Origin of the sequence: Fibrobacter succinogenes subsp. succinogenes S85, from assembly GCF_000146505.1 — a bacterium.
Taxonomy (GTDB): domain Bacteria; phylum Fibrobacterota; class Fibrobacteria; order Fibrobacterales; family Fibrobacteraceae; genus Fibrobacter; species Fibrobacter succinogenes.
The window spans coordinates 3478088-3494551 of the sequence record NC_017448.1 but is presented as its reverse complement, the minus strand read 5'-3'; the positions used below and the strand labels follow the sequence as shown (position 1 = coordinate 3494551).

The window sequence follows — 16464 nt, the reverse complement described above, 5'->3', positions numbered from 1 at the left end:
TAGAGGCTTCCTGCGAAATCTTAAAGCTAGTCCTTTAAACAACGGACAGAAAACACATCGCGTCTGGAGGAGTAGTCCCAACCAGCACCATCTGAAAAATGACTTAAAAAGATATCATACGAATCTGGGTCAGTGCGTTCATATTTAGTAGCGCTCCAGAATTCCGCAAATTCTCCTTCACGCTCATATTTTCCCCTGCCAATCGCAAAACCAGCAGGCAAAGCCGAGAACAAGAATGCATCCGTACCGTTGCCATCCTTAACCCAGCCATTTGTGGCCTTTAGCATTTTACCCGCAATATTTTTTCCGCCAACGGCATCAATCAAAACTTGAAACTCATCCAATGTCGGCAAATGCCAACCCGTAGGACAAGATTCCATCGCAGCAGCCCAAGTGTACAAGCGACCATACTTGGAACAATTTGCCGGATCATCGCCATAGCAATAGCTATTTTCTGTTTCGTAGTTCAGGTTCTGCGCCATCCATGTCTGCGAGCCGATAGTTACCGTCTTGTATTTTTGACCATCGCGAGAGTCCGTTATATATGTGATTCGTTCGTCATCCGAATCATTCGCCGAAGTTGACGAATCGCTGCCGCAAGCGAGAAGGAATAACGAGAGCAAAAAAGGAATAAGCAATTTCATGACAGGCACCAATCATCAAATGGTTTAGAAGGATTTTCTTTATTCTAAATATAGCTTTTTCACACTCACGAACCTCTAAAATTTGCTTTGAGCGACCATATTAATTATCTTTTAAACGATGCTTGATTACATTTCGATTCGCGGTTGCAGACTCCATAATTTAAAAAATGTCGACGCCCAGTTTCCGCTGGGGAAAATTACGGTTGTATGCGGACCGTCGGGTTGCGGAAAATCGACACTCGTGATGGACACGCTCCACGGCGAAAGCAAACGCCGCTACCTCGAGACGCTCTCGCCTTTTGCGGCAGATTTGCTCGGAGGCAAGCGAAGCATTCCGCTCGACAGCGCCGAAGGACTCCCCGCAAGTTTAGCGATTGCCGCCACGCGCGGAGAAGCTCCCGCGAAAGCATCTGCACTTTCGATTGCCGAATGTGACAACGCATTACGCACATTGTTCGCTGCGTTTGCAAAGCCCGCCTGCCCCATTTGCGGAGCCCCGATGGTGAGCCAGAGCCGCGAAGAGATCATCCGCGAAACCGCAGGAATGCCCATCGGGACAAAGCTACAGTTCTTGGCGAAAATTGAAACGGGAAATGCGGAAATGGCGACCCCGCAACAAGTGCGGGGCGACATCAATGCAGACAGGAATGACAAAAAGAAAGCGCAGAGTAAGAGTCGCACGACGTTGGATAAACTGTCGGCCGTATTTTTGGCGCAGGGTTTTACACGTGCGATTGCCGATGGCACCATGTATTCGCTTGCAGACTTGCTCCCTGGCGAAAAGGTTTTGACGCCCAAAGAATTTTTCATCATCGTTGATAGAATCATCGTTCGTGAAAACACACGCACACGAATCGCAGAAGCCGTTGATGGCACATTAAAGCTTACGCATTCCGCAATCACGCTTGACATCGCGGGCGAACGCAAGTTCTACAGCACAAAGCCGTGCTGCCCAAATGCAAGCGATGAGCAGCATCAATCGCAAAAGTCAAACGAAACCGTCGCCAGCCTGGACGCACGCGCGTTCTCGCCATACAGCCGCACCAGTGTCTGCGAATATTGCTACGGCACGGGAATCATTCAAGAAGCTGCCCCAGCAAAAATCAACGAGAAAGGAGGCGGCAAAGGTCGCGCCGAATCCAATGTAGAAAGTGACGAGGACGAAAACGCAGAATGCCCGCACTGTCACGGGCTCCGCCTCAAGAAAACATACTTGAACGCCACCGTAGATGACGTCAGTTACAAGCAAATTCTCACGACGGAATTTGCGGAATTGCCGGAGCTTTTGCACAAAATTTTCGATAACAAAATCGGGCAAAATTTAAAGGCGACATTCAATTCGCTCCTCGACCGTATTGAAGCCATCAACGATTTGGGCATTGGTTACCTCACGCCAGGACGCGCAGGACAAACGCTTTCGGGCGGCGAATTGCAAAGACTTAAACTCGCCAGCCTCAGTACAGGGCATTTGAACGGTCTTTTGATAGCCCTTGACGAACCCGCTAGCGGTCTCCATGCTAGTGACGTCTCTGCACTTTGGAAAGTCCTCGAAAAAATCCGCAAGCGTGGCAACACGCTCGTGCTCATTGAGCACAATCCGCAAATCATTAAGCGAGCAGACTACATTATTGAAATGGGGCCGGGCGCAGGCGAAAAAGGTGGCGAAATTTTATTCCAAGGCACTCGTGACGAAGTACTTGAGAATCCTGAATCGCCCACGGGAATGTGGATAAAAGCAGTAGGAAGTAGGAAGTCGGAAGTAGGAAGGAATGTAGAATGCCATTGCGAGGAGAAAAGCCAAGCAATCCTCGTCAAGAACTTCGCGAAGTTCGACATGGCGCCGGTGAACGCCGCCTTCCCCATCAACAAATTCAGCGTGATTACAGGCCAAAGCGGCAGCGGAAAATCGACACTCCTTTTCGAAAACATCGCCAAACGTGCCAAAGCCGAAGAATTCAAAAAGCTCGGCATCGACGCTCTTTCGATTCTCACGACCGGAGATTTTCACGGGAGTAAGCGCAGCACAGTCTTGAGTGCCATCGGCCTCACCACGCTATTGCGAGACTTGTTTGCGAAGCTCCCCGAAAGCAAAGTGCGCGGCTACACCGCCTCCAAATTCAGCATGCACGCCCCCGGTGGCCGTTGCGAGAACTGCAAAGGAGAAGGCGTCATTTACGATCCGCTCGGCTACGAAGAATCCGAATGCCCCGTGTGCCTCGGCAAGCGCTTCCGTGATGAAGTTTTGGAAATCCGATTCAAGTCGCTTTCCATCGCCGACATTTTGGACATGGAAATCGGCAGTGCATACAAGCTATTCACGAACATGAAGCCGTTCGCCGAAAAGCTCAAACCGCTCGTAGATACAGGCCTTGACTATTTGCGTCTCGGTCAAACGACAGCACACCTCTCCGGTGGCGAACGCGCTCGACTCCGCCTCTCCATTACACTCGCGCGAGCCAAAGCCCCGAACACATTGTTCCTCTTTGACGAACCCGCCCGCGGTCTCCATCAAAAGGATATCCAGCAGTTGCTCGGGCTCATTCACGGACTTTGCAATGCCGGCCACACCGTCATTGCTATTGAACATGCACAAGACTTCGTCGACGCCGCGGATTATGTGGTCGAATTGAAGAGAGGCTAGGAGTCGTTAATTAGGAGTTTAAAGATGAAGAATAGAATTTCACATATTTTTGCAACATTCGTCGCTAGTTCTCTTTTCACACTCGGCGGAATTTGCTCCGCGTGGGCAGCACCTTTGTTTATCGGATATTACCCGGATTGGGGCAAATGGCACAAGCCAGCCTACACTGTAGACAAAGTTCCGTACAACAAATTAACGCACGTGCTGTGGAGTTTCATCACGCCAAACACGGATGGTTCATTGCGCGGAGACGCCGCAGAGGATCCAAGCGCACTCGACGAAATGGTAACGCTCGCCCATGCAGCCGGCACAAAAGTCATCGTCTCGCTCGGCGGTGGCGGACAAAGCGACAACTTCGTGCCCGTTGCGTCAAACGATGCACTCCGTCAAAAATTCGTAGCAAACCTCGTCAAATACGTCGCAGACCACAATCTTGACGGGCTTGACATGGACTGGGAATGGGAATACAATCCCGTCCCCGAAGCAGACACTATCGCCTACAGTAAATTGCTCACAGAACTTCGCGAAGCCCTCCCAAAAGACAAAAGTCTTTCCGCAGCGCTCCCCTGCTCGCCCTATTACGGGAAATGGTTCACAGCCGAAGTCCTCGTGAAAAACTTGGACTGGCTCGGCTTTATGACTTACGATATCACCGGCGACTGGGATGACAAAGCCATGTTCGATTCGCCGCTATACCCGCACGATGGATACACCACATGGTCGTGGGAAGAAACACGCGACTATTGGAAAAAGCGCGGCGTCCCGACAGAAAAGATGGTCTTCGGAATTCCGTCATTCGGGTTTCAATTTCAAGGAGCAACAGGACCGGGCTCCGACTTTACCAAAGGTACCGCCAAGCAAATCGCATACAAAGATATCGTCACAAACACCGACTGGAAATACTTCTATGACAGCGTCGCTGTAGAGCCCTACGGCGTATCTTCAACCGGATACGTGACCTTCGAAGACCCGCATTCTTCCGCCGTCAAATCGCGTTGGGTCAAAGAAAACGGTTACGCAGGCATCATGGTCTGGGAAGTTTCGCACGACTACATCGAAGGCGTCGGAAATCCGATTCTAGATAGCATCGCTGTTGCTTTGCGCGAAGGAACTACAGGAATCCGCGACATTCACAAAAAACGCGCGGCAAACTCTCGGCATGACGCTTCGCAAATGCAGAATGCGCAAACAAAGCGCGTGGATGCCCTCGGAAAAAGCGTACAAAATGGTGAACGCGAAAGTTGCTGGAAGAACCGATTTGAATTTAGAGTGGAACCATAGCCAATTTTTTGTTTATATTCGTAATTATGAATTACAAACAGATTAATTTAAATGACTGGGAATTGCAAGGGGAAGGGGCTTTCGGAGAAAGCTACTTTTCAAAAACAGATTCGAGCATTATGCTCAAGCTCATGAAACCTGAGGGGCGCAAGGAAGACATTATCGCAGAGTTTGAAAACTCTAGAAAGATTGCTTCCGTCGGCTTTAAAACTCCTGCAGCAATCGAACTGGTTGAAGAAAGTCAATCGGGACGCCTTGGCATAATCTATGAGAAAGTGCAAGAAAAAATTTCGTTCACAAGGATGATTCACGACAATCCAAGTGACCTGCCCCGCATCGCAAAAATCCACGCCGAAGAAGCGAAAAAATTTCATGGCATAAACTGCGACCCAACCCAATTCTTGTGCTATAAAGAAACCATACGCAAGGCCATTCCAAAGCTATTCACATTCAAGAAGTACAAAGATATCTTGAAGGCCGCTATAGAGCTAGTTCCTGACAGTCATGGTTGCCTACAGTACGATTTCCAGCCTGGCAATATCGTACATTCAAACAAGACCGGTGAAAATTACTGGATAGACATGGGCGATTTCGGCTATGGGCATTACCTTTTTGATATAGCCCTTCTGTACATGTTTACCAACATTCTTTGTACCAAAAAGAGCGTGCAACAAATATTTCACATGACAGAACAACAGTTGCGCGCTTACTGGGTGGAATTTACAGCCGCATATTTTGGCAGATCAATTCAACCAGACGAAATGTTCGGGAAAAAGATTCGGCTTCACTTAGCCATGGCTGTGACTATAAAATACCACATGATCCCTGCACCAGGCCCCATAAAGTATCTCATTTTAAATGTCATGCTTCGAAAAAACCTCAAGGGAATCTCTTTGGAAAATGTTGCCGACATAATGGCGGCGAAAGTTTAGTTCCTAGAAAAATTCTTCGAAGGCTTTGGCGTTTGCGTAAAGGTCGTTACAATAGTTTAATTTAGCCAATCTACATTATCAATATCTAATGTATGTAAGACACTCCTCATCTCATTAAGCAACTCAATCTTTTTGTCTATTTTTTGATTATGATTATATTGATTTAACACAACCCAAAGCAATGACGGAGTAAAACATGACTGATTATTGGAATGACCCGTGGGTAACCGGTATCGTTGGTGGTTTTCTCGCATCAATTGTATATGCCACATTTACTAAAATATTTGCGTATTTTGGTAAAGAAGCCAGATTAGAGCGAAAACGATTGAAAGCATGTAGAATGGCCCTGTATAATTTAAATGAACGATTCCATATATCAAACGGACAATCAAGCAGCACATTGAGTTTGGCGACTTTAACTAGCGAACATTATATATGGTGCTTATTTGAACTACATCTTGTATGGAACGGCACCACAGGCAAGGATGCATTTCCAAATGATACAGATTTCATTAACGAAGCAAAGTCTTGGTTCAATGATTATAAATCCAAGCAAATGGAACCAGCTATTGAAGTGTATACACCCTATGAGATGAACAACTTGCTGATTGAGGTTATTATGTGGGGTATAAATGGGCGACCATGGAGATATAAACATTTGCCAAAGTGTTTCAACCGAGTTTATAATACGGTTCTCAATTTTCCGCACAGATTAAGCGGGAAATCTACAAAAACATGCAATTTTTTATACAGAAACAGCAAACTTCCACCCAACAACAATGTAACCAAATGTATATTGGATATTATTCAAGATGCAGATAATAAAATGTAAGAGTTAGAGTCCTTTAATTGTTTGTTACATTTCCATAAAAAATTACAACAAAGGTGTTGATTCTATGGATATAGATTTCAAGGTTATTCTTGATTGGTGTGTAATAAAACCAATAGGATATTTTCTAGCATGGAGTGCGTATAAAACATTAATTTTTAGCACTGGCAAACTCGTATTTTGGAAACATTCTGGCGATAGAATTTTAATAGAACACGCCATTGAAGCAATACAAAAAGACAAATCAGCATACAGAACTGCATTGCTGAAAGAAATACAAAAAATTACACCAGATCCAGTAGAAACACTATCCATAGAAACCCTACAATTGATATGCACAGAATTATTAAAGCGCTGGGATCATGGCAACGATTTCAACCCAAAGGAAAAAGACAATATTCGCCTCACAATAAACAAACAAAATCCAGGAATCCCTTTGGTATCCAAAACATCATTTGGCAGCAAGTATAAAGACACTGTTCAGGCATTACTCGAACCAGAATTAGGAACGCTCCCTGAACGAACACGCGATTTATTTATCGCTATAATCCTGAATGATGATATAACCATATCTGCTTGCATTACAGACTTGAAGCGTTTGGTCTCTACAGGAGGATGCTGGATGCTGACTATAGATGATTTATGTGAAACCATTTCGGAAATATGGCAAGGAACACGAAAACGCGGTAGACCATCATTTAGTGATAACTACATAAATGACAACCGAAAAGCATCACGCCGACTTTTAACTCCGATATTGTACGAATTGAATAAATCCACCGAAAAGTTCCGTTCAGAAGTGAATTCCAAAATTCATGAAGTTTCATCAATTCCAACCACAGAACTAGATGACAAAGCTCTTGGTAAAATTTGTTCGATCATCGGTCACCAAATGGCAGGAAGCTTAAATCACGGAGACGCAGCGTTAGCAATAGGTACACTATATTACTATGTGTTTAAGCATGATACAGAAGCAACAAATAAAACGATAAAATGGATAGAAGAACTAATTACACCACCAAAGATAAAGGGATAGGCAGCCAGAATATATAAATTAATTTTGAATCGTTATAGATAAATTCTGCACTGTAGAAAAACTCACACAGATTCTTTGTAATTGATAATGCAATCTGCATAGATTGCAAAAGTTATGACATACCAACTAGTTGTTGAACTACTTGATAGAGACATCATAGAAAATAGTACGGATAACGAATGAAGGACTTATTGTATTCCAAGCAAAATAAACGCCAATAGCCGATTTTGTAGTTTTTCAACTTCAATAAAAACCTTGACGAAAGAGCGTTTGCTTGATTGAGAAAAGTCTGATTTGTGATATAAAAAATGCAGCCTCTCCAATTCGGAGAGGCTTGTTTTGTAAATCTTCGCTTTAGTAAAATTCTTCGAAAGCCTTGGCGTTGGCGTAAACATCTTTACCACGCCAGTCAAAAAGTCCCGAGCCCCACGCACCGCCGATTGTCGGTTCCCAGAAGAACGAGCCGATCCAGCGGTTCATTTCGCGGACGGATTCACGAGTCTTTTGGCGGGACTTATCAAAATTGTAGTGGTTATCGGAATCGCCGCCGTTGTATTCCGCAACGATAAATTCCAATTTTGAATACTTTGTCGTAATCGTATTGAACAAATTCTTCCACTTATCGGGTGTGCCGTCGCCGTATGCCGTGTAAGCGGAGAAGCCCATCACGTCAGCAGGGATTTTATAGTCATCAAAGATGACGCCCATCCACCATTTAACTGTTTCTTCTTTGCGGATACTTTCGATGTGGAGCACTGTTTTCGTTGATGGCGAAACTTCCTTGACGGCCTTGATGCCTGCATTGAAATACTTGGCGGCATTTGCCTTGCCCGCCGATGTTCCCATATCGCCATTGACAGAAGTCGCAGCCTTATCGACACCATTTCCCCAACAGTCTGTTTTGCTGTTTGGCTTGTGGATCAAGATGCCAGGAGTCGTTTCATTGCCAACTTGCACCATGTCTGGCGTTGCACCGGCATTCTTAAGTGCAATCATCAAATCCTTGGTGTATGCGTACACGGAATCCGCCATCGCATTGGCATTATTCACGTTACGCCAGCGTTCGGGGATAATCTGCTTGCCAGGATCCGCCCAGACATCGCTGTAATGGATATCAACGAGAAGCCCCATGCCCGCCGCTTTGACTATCTTGGCAAAAGCAACAACGTGGTCTTTGTCACCATACGCTTCGGAATCATGACCGCAACCGCTCGCCGCATAGCCGTACTTTGCCTTGGGCGAAACAAACGTGCGCAAGCGAATGGAGTTAAATCCGTGATTTTTCAGGATTGTGAAGATATCGCTTTCTTTGCCATCGACATCGTAGAACTTCGTATTATTTCGTTCGTATTCCTGGACTTCAGAGATGTCGGCGCCGTTGTAGAAGTCTATTTTTATGGGTTGGGCCGAAGAAGAACTCGGAGTTTCAGAAGATGAACTGGGCGCTTGCGATGACGAGGATTCTATTGCAGAGGAGGGTTGCGACGCATTAGAAGACGACGATGCTTCAGCCACCGATGACTGAGCTTCGGACGATGAAGAATTCTGCAACGTTTCAGACGACGTCGGTTCTATTTCAGACGATGTCGCCACGGATGAAGACGATTCAGTCCCTGCCGACAAAGATGTTTCTGAAGACGAGGAGTCACCATCTTGGCAAGAAGACGATAAATTTTCAACAGATGACGAGGATTCCTGAGCCGAGGACTCCTGCACACTCGATGATGATTCAAGCGACTCCTGCGCAGACGAAGAACTTAAAGCATAAACAGGCGACAAAGCCGTATCGTCACCACAAGATTGCATTAGCAAAGCAACAGAAGCGCAAGACACGCACGCCGCAAGATTTTTCAAAAACTTCATACCAACCCAATCCTATTAAAGGAGATTTCCGCTCAGAGGCGGGAATGACATACATAAAAATACATCTTAATCGCTAATCCTCAAAATTTTAAATTGTAAAATTCCCGCATAAAAATTAAATTTCTAGCATGTTCAACGCGGATTTACTCACTTCGGCTAAAGTTCAGGATTTCATCAAGCTTGCAACCAAGAAAAAATTGGATGCATTGCAAGTTTCGACGCAGCTAGCCAAGGAATTCAGCAACGAAGAACGAGCCGCCATTATGGACTATATGGCTCTCGTGCCAAAATTTCGCGAAAAATTCGGAATCGAAAACACCGAATTCCTCCTTTGCGACAAATTAGCGTTGGAACAGAGCACCGCACAAGATATCGGGCGTTGGAAAGCAAACTTGTGGCCAAGTGGACCCGAAGCCGTAGGCAAAACCGTTCACGACCTTTGCTGCGGCATGGGCGGGGATTCCTTCTTTTTGCCGAAGGAACTGACCGCCATCGGTGTGGACCTTGACGAAAACCGCCTTGCGATGTACCGCTACAACAGCAGCGTGATGCTGTGTGCGTCGCCAGAATCCAGCGACGCACACAGCATCCTCGCCGATGTCCGCGAAGTCGCGGCGCACTCCAACGCAACATCAGACGCCCAACACGCCGATTATTTCACGATTGACCCTGCCCGTCGAGCCATCGAAGGCGAGAACCAGCGCGACTTGCGCAACCTTACGCCTACATTCGAAGAAGTCATCGAGATTTCAAAGCATTACAAAGGCGGCATGGCTAAAATTCCGCCCGGCTACCCTATTTGCGAAATTCCGCGTGGCACAGAAATCCTGTACATCGGTTCGCGCACGGACTGCCGCGAATGTTTGGTGCTGTTCGGCGAACTCGCCAAGAATCCCGACCATGTCCGCGCTGTAATGGTCGACAAAACAGGGAACGAAATTGCCAACTGGACGTTCGCCCGCGACGAGAAGCGCGAAGCCCGCAACGAGAGCGAACAATCGCAATACGACCACAATTACGAACTCGAAGGTCGCGACCGCATTTACCGCACATCGAGCAGCGAATCCGACTTGCCTCTCGGCGGGATTTCAAAGTTCATCGCAGAACCCGCGCCGGTGTTGCTCCGCAGCCACCTCTTTGGAGTGGTCGCCCTCGCCCACGACGAAACGACGCACCTGATTTCTCCGGGCATCGCTTACGTGACAAGCGAAAAGCCGCTCCCCGCCCCCGCTTTCGCCAACTACGAGATTTTGGAATCGTCCGAGATTTCGACAGGCGCCGTCCGCGCGATGCTCAAATCGCACGACATCGGAAAACTCACGCTCAAGCTGCGAGGCGTCAAAGTCGATCCCGACCAAGAAATCAAGCGACTCAAGCCCAAGGGCAAGAACACAGCAACGCTATTCTACACACGCCTCGACGGCGAGAAAATCGCGATACTTACGAGGAGGAATGAGCTATGAGCACGCTCGCATTCACTCGCTTTGAGGTCGGTCGCCCGCGGCTCCCTCTGGGCATATTTAATCGCACCTACGGTGCCATACTTTAACCCCATACCCCATTACCTCACAACCCCATAGCCCTATGTCCGTCAAACTTGAAGAATCTTGGCTAAAACTGCTCGCCGACCAGTTTGAACAGCCGTATTTTAAGCAAATTAAGGCAAAACTTTTGCAGGAACACGCGGAGCATCACGTGGTGTATCCTCCTGGACCACAGATTTTTGCAGCACTCGACTATTGTCCCGTCGATAAAGTCAAGGCAGTCATCATCGGACAAGACCCGTACCACAATCCGGGCCAGGCTCACGGGCTTTGCTTCTCGGTGCCATTTGGCATTGAGCCGCCGCCGTCCCTCATCAACATTTTCCAGGAACTCCACGACGATCTCGGCATCACACCGCCACCCCACGGAAACCTGGAAGGTTGGGCTCACCAGGGAATTTTGCTTTTGAACGCTTCGCTCACGGTGCGCGCCCACATGGCGGCAAGTCACGCCGGCATTGGCTGGCAGCAGTTCACGGACACGATTATCCAGCGACTTTCGCAAGTCCGCGAGAACCTCGTCTTTTTGCTCTGGGGCAGCTTCGCCATCAAAAAACAAGTGCTCATCGCGCCCAATCGCGGTCACCTGATTCTCACCGCCCCGCACCCGAGCCCGCTCTCGGCGTACCGCGGGTTCTTCGGTTGCAAGCACTTCAGCAAAGCAAACGCTTACCTTGTCAGCAAAGGACTTGAACCCATTGACTGGAGCATAAAATAGACGAGAGACGACAAATGCGAAAGCCGAGAGTCGCGACAAAACTTGTTTTGGCATGACCGAGGTTAGCATTTGGGATTAGAGCAAAGCGATAATCCAAAGAAAAATTAGTAGGAGAATCATATGGCAAAGAACTGCAACGAAGAAAACCGCAATAAGGTCATCGTCAAGACAAGCGTTGTCGGGATTGTCACCAACGTCATTCTCGCGAGCGTCAAGGCGGTTATCGGCCTTATGGCAAACTCCATTGCCGTCGTTCTCGATGCCGTGAACAACCTCTCGGACGCACTCTCGTCCATCATCACGATTGTCGGCAACAAGCTCTCGCGAAAATTGCCCAACGAAAAGCACCCGCTCGGTTACGGTCGCATTGAATACCTGACCGCCATGGTCATCGCCTCCATTGTGATTTACGCGGGCATCACCTCTTGCGTGGAATCCGTCAAGAAAATCATCCACCCCGAAGAAGCCGATTACTCCACAGTTTCACTGGTTATCATCGCCATCGCCGTCGTCGTGAAAGTCGTCCTCGGTCGTTACGTGAAATCGCAAGGCGAGCGCGTGAATTCCGGTTCACTCATCGCCTCCGGCTCCGATGCGCTCTTTGACGCCATCCTCTCCCTTTCCGTTTTGGCCTCGGCACTCATCTTCATTTTCACGGGTCTCTCGCTCGAAGCATACGTCGGCGTTCTGATTTCCATTTTCATTATCAAGGCCGGCTTTGAAATGTTGAAGGACACCGTGAGCGACTTGCTCGGCAAGAAAAATGACAACGAACTCACCAAGCAAATCAAGAGCCTCATCCGCAGCGAAGAAGGCGTCCACGGTGCATACGACCTCGTCATTAACGATTACGGCCCCGAAAAGAAACTCGCCTCCGTGCACGTGGAACTCCCCGACTCCATGACTGTCGCCGACCTGGATTCCCTCACCCGCAAACTCGAAAAGAAAGTCTACCGCGAAACAGGCGTCATCCTCACCGCTATCGGTGTTTACTCTTACAACACCCAAAACGACGAATCCGCCAAAATCCGCGACACGATTTTAGACAAAGTCAAGTCACACGATTGGGCGCTCCAGATGCACGGTTTTTACGTGGACATCGAAGCCAAGGAAATGCGCTTTGACGTGGTCATCAAATTCGGTGCAAACGCCCAGGAAGCCCTCGAAACCATCAAGAGCGAAGCAGCTGAGCTTTACCCCGACTTCACGATACAGGTTTCACCCGATATCGATTTGGGTTAATGAGATTATAGACGAGAGACGAGAGACGAGAGAAATACTATATTTGCGGGCATGACTCACAAGAACTCACTAGGACGTCTCTTATTATTCATCTTTGTCGGCCTTATTTTAGGCGGCATCTTGAGCGAAGCTGTCGGAGCTTTATTTGGCGAACTCGGAGTACTCTTGAACGCAGGTGGCTACGATAATAGCGTACACCACTTCTTTACAGCGGGTCCCGATTTCAGTATCGGTTTTTCTGGCGATACACCGCAACCCGTCGTCATTGATTTGTACTTTGTCAAATTTGCACTTGGTTTAGGCTTCAAAGGGAACGTCTTAGGCCTTGTTGGCATGGTTTTAGCTATTTACATCATGAAATGGTCCGGAGAAAGATAATGCAGACTATTCAGGAACTTCAGGCTCAACTTGCAAACGGCAGCACCACTGCCGAAAAGCTCGCACAGGCCTCCCTCGAAAAAATTGAATCTACAAAGAATTTGAACGCCTATATCTCGGTGCTGAACGACCGCGCTCTCGAACGCGCTAAGGAAAGCGACAAGCGCCGCGCCGAAGGCAAGTCTCTGGGCGCCCTCGATGGCATCCCGGTCGCCGTGAAGGACAACATGTGCTTGACCGGCACACGCACCACGGCAGCCTCCAAGATTCTCGACAACTTTGTTGCCCCGTACACAGCAACGGCTCTTGAAAAGCTCGAAGCCGCAGGCGCCATCATCGTCGGCAAGACGAACATGGACGAATTCGCCATGGGTTCCAGCAACGAAACCTCTTACTACGGCCCGGTCAAGAATCCGCTCGACGAATCCCGCGTTCCAGGTGGATCCTCGGGTGGTTCCGCAGTCGCCGTCGCCTCTGGCACGGTTCCTTGCGCTCTCGGTTCCGACACGGGTGGATCCATCCGCCAGCCGGCTGCCTGCACGGGTGTCGTCGGTTTAAAGCCGACTTACGGTCGCGTATCCCGTTACGGCCTTCTCGCCTACGCAAGCTCTCTTGACCAGATTGGTCCGTTCGGTGCAACCGTTCGTGACTGCGCAACGCTCCTCGGTGCAATTTGCGGCATTGACCCGCACGACAACACCACGAGCACTCGCCCGACCGAAGACTTTACCGCAAAGCTCGGCACAGGCGTTAAGGGCAAGGTCATCGGCGTTCCGAAGGAATACTTTGGCGAAGGCCTCGATGCAGAATGCAAGGCCGCTATCGAAAACATGCTCAAGAAGATGGAAGCCGAAGGCGCCACGATCAAGGAAGTGAGCCTCCCGCACATCAGCTACGCTGTGTCCAGCTACTACATCATTGCAACGGCAGAAGCAAGCTCCAACCTCAGCCGCTACGACGGTGTGCGTTACGGCTACCGCAGTGCCGAAGCTCGTAAGCTCTTCGACCTTTACGCCAAGTCCCGCAGTGAAGGTTTCGGCAAGGAAGTGCAGCGCCGCATCCTCCTCGGAAGCTACGTTCTCTCCGCCGGTTTCTATGACGCTTACTACGTGCAGGCCCAGAAGGTCCGCCGCCTCATCACGGACGACTTCACCGAAGCATTCAAGACTTGCGACGTGATTGCAAGCCCGACGATGCCGGGTCTCCCGCTCAAGTGCGGCATGAACGAATCCGATCCGATGGCCGTTTACCTCTCCGACATCTACACCGTTAGCTTGAACCTCGCCGGTCTCCCGGGCGTGAGCGTTCCGTGCGGTATGGCAGGCGGACTCCCGGTTGGCCTCCAGTGGATTGGCAAGCCGTTCCAGGAAGCGGACTTGCTTGCAGTCGCCGAAGCAACGGAACGCTTGAACAAGTAAAAGTCGCGTTTCAGAAGTCGCGCATTTCACAAATGCCGCGACTCTAGCAAAAAACGACGCCCACCAAGGCGCCGTTTTTATTTTTGAACAATTCTTAAATCAAGTGAAACTAATCCCAGACGCTCTTCTTTGGAGCTTCCTTACGCGAAGTTTTCTTTGACTCATCCCAATTCGCTTCTGCACGGACAGAGCAATGATCACATTCCAAAACAGGCGTATCGTCAAATATAAACTTCACTGCATTTTCCATCAGATTTTCCCAGTTTGACTTCGAAACACCAAAGACATAATCTTCAACAGCCGCCAACGTTCCATAACCTATGCGTTCGTGGGTTTTGCCATCATAAAAACCATAAGAACCATTAATTGTCATCAACCCCTCGTGGAGCAACAAACCAAGCAGACCCAAGCCGCCACCCGTAAGCACAGAATTGATTTTGAGTTGGTCAATGAACAAGTAAGCATCTGCTTCGGGCAAAGCAAGTTCACCTTCCAAAGCAAAAACGTCTTTTTCTTCAAACATTACCCCAGACTCGCCCATATAAAAATTGACACTACCGGAGATTCCCCTCGGGTAAGTCATCATATATACACGCAATCGAGAATTATTGCCAAGCAATGTCGCTTTGGATTCAATGTTTCTTTTCAGCTCAGCAGACATCCATTCCGAAAAATTATTGACGTACTCCGGCAAGTCATCTTCAACGTCATCTGCATTCATCACTACCGGATTCGTAAAAATCACGGCGATAGTTGCTGGGCGCCAATTCCAGTTTTCAGAAACAGTAGTCTTGGTTCCACCGCAGCCCATTATGAACAAAACAGCAAGAGAAACAAGTACAAACTTTATGTATTTCACACCAACTCCTTTTTAGCATTTATTGCAAAATATACAAACTTATTTTTTCCTATGTTCGTACAAATAAAGGTTCGCCTCAGGAATTGTTAGTTCGGAGCTTTCTAAAATCCATTCGTCGTCAGTACCGCTGCGATACGTGACGACTACGCTATATTTTTTATTGGACTGCAAAATCTCTTGCGGAACGGTCCAGAAGTTTTCCGTCCCCACAACAAACTCAAGCGTATAAGACTTGTCACCATCCAACTCATTGAATACAATTTTGCGGACAGCATCTTTCGGGTTGCGAACCTGAATAATGCTCCAATACGTGCTTGCACCTTCTTTGACCCAAATGGATGTGGAATCGCCCCACACGCCTTCAACACCTTCGCAGCTCACAAATTCCCATTCGCCGTAATAGCGGCCGACAAGATTTCCCATGATATCGCTAGCAGGCGCACCGCCCAAATCCACGCCGCAATTTGCATCCGGGCAACGGTCCGTAATACGCACAGTCACTTCTTTCCAGCCATCCGGTGTTTTCGCCTTCACGTGAACGCAGCCGCCACAAGCCATGCCGCCATCCCACGGGCCTTTATCATCACCCGGAGAAACGTTCACATGGATTGCCGCATAATACTGAATATTCGTCTGTCCGTAATTGCAGGCGCCACCGAGACTCGTTTCTTTCGCAGTGACACTCCCGTAAGTCGTTACAGATCCCTTGCCGCCATTTTCCACAAGCATCGGGTCTGCCGCCGTATAGCTATCGCAGTTCGTGCAGACTCCGCTATCCGATGATTCAGCGGGCTTCGCGGAAGATGATGCCGCGAGCTTTTCCGAACTCGAGCTTTCGGACTTCACCGAGCTGGAACTTGCAGAAATTTTCGCAGAGCTGCTCAATGGCTTCGCGGATTCTTGAGAAGACGAAGATTCCGCCAACATCTCGGAAGAAGATAAATCCTCGCCCATAGCAACCGGCGCACCATCAGTCGAATCGCCACATGCCACAAAAGCAAACGGCAACGCAATCGAACCTGCGAGCACCGCCGCCAACAACCAACTCGAACGTGACCTTTTATTCATAAAAAACGCTA

At 48.4% G+C, this 16464-nt stretch carries 14 protein-coding genes; 10 read left to right on the top strand and 4 right to left on the bottom strand.

Annotated elements, in window-relative coordinates:
• Nucleotides 1–26 precede the first annotated feature (26 nt).
• The gene (locus tag FSU_RS14380; RefSeq protein WP_015732311.1) at nt 27–644 is read right to left on the bottom strand and encodes a fibrobacter succinogenes major paralogous domain-containing protein; all 618 of its coding nucleotides are present in this window, start codon (nt 642–644) and stop codon (nt 27–29) included.
• A 118-nt stretch (nt 645–762) separates the two neighbouring features.
• Here FSU_RS14380 and FSU_RS14375 point away from each other — a divergent pair, with 118 nt between their 5' ends.
• The 5 genes from FSU_RS14375 (at nt 763) to FSU_RS14355 (ending at nt 7363) form a co-directional block, all read left to right on the top strand.
• Nucleotides 763–3285, top strand: coding sequence for an excinuclease ABC subunit UvrA (locus FSU_RS14375; protein ID WP_014547080.1), 2523 nt, complete (start codon nt 763–765; stop codon nt 3283–3285).
• Between the two features lie 24 nt (nt 3286–3309).
• The gene (locus FSU_RS14370; protein WP_014547079.1) at nt 3310–4566 is read left to right on the top strand and encodes a glycoside hydrolase family 18 protein; all 1257 of its coding nucleotides are present in this window, start codon (nt 3310–3312) and stop codon (nt 4564–4566) included.
• 26 nt (nt 4567–4592) lie between these two features.
• Complete coding sequence (locus FSU_RS14365) at nt 4593–5498, top strand: TIGR02172 family protein (RefSeq protein WP_015732310.1); 906 nt, start codon at nt 4593–4595, stop codon at nt 5496–5498.
• Nucleotides 5499–5694: 196 nt separating this feature from the next.
• A complete protein-coding gene (locus FSU_RS14360; protein WP_014547077.1) occupies nt 5695–6330 on the top strand; it encodes a hypothetical protein in 636 nt (211 codons plus the stop codon).
• 64 nt (nt 6331–6394) lie between these two features.
• Nucleotides 6395–7363 carry a hypothetical protein gene (locus FSU_RS14355; protein ID WP_014547076.1) on the top strand — a complete coding sequence of 323 codons (969 nt, stop codon included), beginning with the start codon at nt 6395–6397 and terminating at the stop codon, nt 7361–7363.
• 354 nt (nt 7364–7717) lie between these two features.
• Here FSU_RS14355 and FSU_RS14350 read toward each other — a convergent pair whose 3' ends face one another.
• The gene (locus tag FSU_RS14350; protein ID WP_014547075.1) at nt 7718–9226 is read right to left on the bottom strand and encodes a glycosyl hydrolase 53 family protein; all 1509 of its coding nucleotides are present in this window, start codon (nt 9224–9226) and stop codon (nt 7718–7720) included.
• A gap of 128 nt (nt 9227–9354) precedes the next feature.
• On the opposite strand from FSU_RS14350, the gene FSU_RS14345 reads away from it, so the two are divergent.
• The 5 genes from FSU_RS14345 to gatA all read left to right on the top strand — a co-directional run bounded on the left by FSU_RS14345 (nt 9355) and on the right by gatA (nt 14526).
• A complete protein-coding gene (locus FSU_RS14345; protein ID WP_014547074.1) occupies nt 9355–10689 on the top strand; it encodes a THUMP-like domain-containing protein in 1335 nt (444 codons plus the stop codon).
• A 121-nt stretch (nt 10690–10810) separates the two neighbouring features.
• Nucleotides 10811–11488: a uracil-DNA glycosylase gene (ung, locus tag FSU_RS14340; protein WP_014547073.1), complete on the top strand. Its 678-nt coding sequence runs from the start codon at nt 10811–10813 to the stop codon at nt 11486–11488.
• Between the two features lie 120 nt (nt 11489–11608).
• A complete protein-coding gene (locus FSU_RS14335; RefSeq protein ID WP_014547072.1) occupies nt 11609–12730 on the top strand; it encodes a cation diffusion facilitator family transporter in 1122 nt (373 codons plus the stop codon).
• A 51-nt stretch (nt 12731–12781) separates the two neighbouring features.
• Complete coding sequence (locus FSU_RS14330) at nt 12782–13108, top strand: DUF4321 domain-containing protein (protein WP_014547071.1); 327 nt, start codon at nt 12782–12784, stop codon at nt 13106–13108.
• Complete coding sequence (gene gatA / locus FSU_RS14325) at nt 13108–14526, top strand: Asp-tRNA(Asn)/Glu-tRNA(Gln) amidotransferase subunit GatA (protein ID WP_015732308.1); 1419 nt, start codon at nt 13108–13110, stop codon at nt 14524–14526. The genes FSU_RS14330 and gatA overlap by 1 nt, the downstream gene beginning before the upstream one ends.
• A 109-nt stretch (nt 14527–14635) precedes the next feature.
• Here gatA and FSU_RS14320 read toward each other — a convergent pair whose 3' ends face one another.
• Together FSU_RS14320 and FSU_RS14315 are read right to left on the bottom strand one after the other, a co-directional pair.
• Entirely contained in the window at nt 14636–15385 is a 750-nt protein-coding gene (locus FSU_RS14320; RefSeq protein WP_014547069.1) for a hypothetical protein, read from the bottom strand.
• Nucleotides 15386–15424: 39 nt separating this feature from the next.
• Entirely contained in the window at nt 15425–16453 is a 1029-nt protein-coding gene (locus FSU_RS14315) for an expansin family protein (protein WP_015732307.1), read from the bottom strand.
• Between the last annotated feature and the right edge of the window lie 11 nt (nt 16454–16464).

Coding starts and splice junctions, on each gene's coding strand:
- FSU_RS14365 (WP_015732310.1), top strand. CDS start 4,593: ATGAATTACAAACAGATTAATTTAAATGACTGGGAATTGCAAGGGGAA.
- FSU_RS14330 (WP_014547071.1), top strand. CDS start 12,782: ATGACTCACAAGAACTCACTAGGACGTCTCTTATTATTCATCTTTGTC.
- gatA (WP_015732308.1), top strand. CDS start 13,108: ATGCAGACTATTCAGGAACTTCAGGCTCAACTTGCAAACGGCAGCACC.
- FSU_RS14380 (WP_015732311.1), bottom strand. CDS start 644: ATGAAATTGCTTATTCCTTTTTTGCTCTCGTTATTCCTTCTCGCTTGC.
- FSU_RS14370 (WP_014547079.1), top strand. CDS start 3,310: ATGAAGAATAGAATTTCACATATTTTTGCAACATTCGTCGCTAGTTCT.
- FSU_RS14335 (WP_014547072.1), top strand. CDS start 11,609: ATGGCAAAGAACTGCAACGAAGAAAACCGCAATAAGGTCATCGTCAAG.
- FSU_RS14355 (WP_014547076.1), top strand. CDS start 6,395: ATGGATATAGATTTCAAGGTTATTCTTGATTGGTGTGTAATAAAACCA.
- FSU_RS14350 (WP_014547075.1), bottom strand. CDS start 9,226: ATGAAGTTTTTGAAAAATCTTGCGGCGTGCGTGTCTTGCGCTTCTGTT.
- ung (WP_014547073.1), top strand. CDS start 10,811: ATGTCCGTCAAACTTGAAGAATCTTGGCTAAAACTGCTCGCCGACCAG.
- FSU_RS14360 (WP_014547077.1), top strand. CDS start 5,695: ATGACTGATTATTGGAATGACCCGTGGGTAACCGGTATCGTTGGTGGT.
- FSU_RS14345 (WP_014547074.1), top strand. CDS start 9,355: ATGTTCAACGCGGATTTACTCACTTCGGCTAAAGTTCAGGATTTCATC.
- FSU_RS14375 (WP_014547080.1), top strand. CDS start 763: ATGCTTGATTACATTTCGATTCGCGGTTGCAGACTCCATAATTTAAAA.
- FSU_RS14315 (WP_015732307.1), bottom strand. CDS start 16,453: ATGAATAAAAGGTCACGTTCGAGTTGGTTGTTGGCGGCGGTGCTCGCA.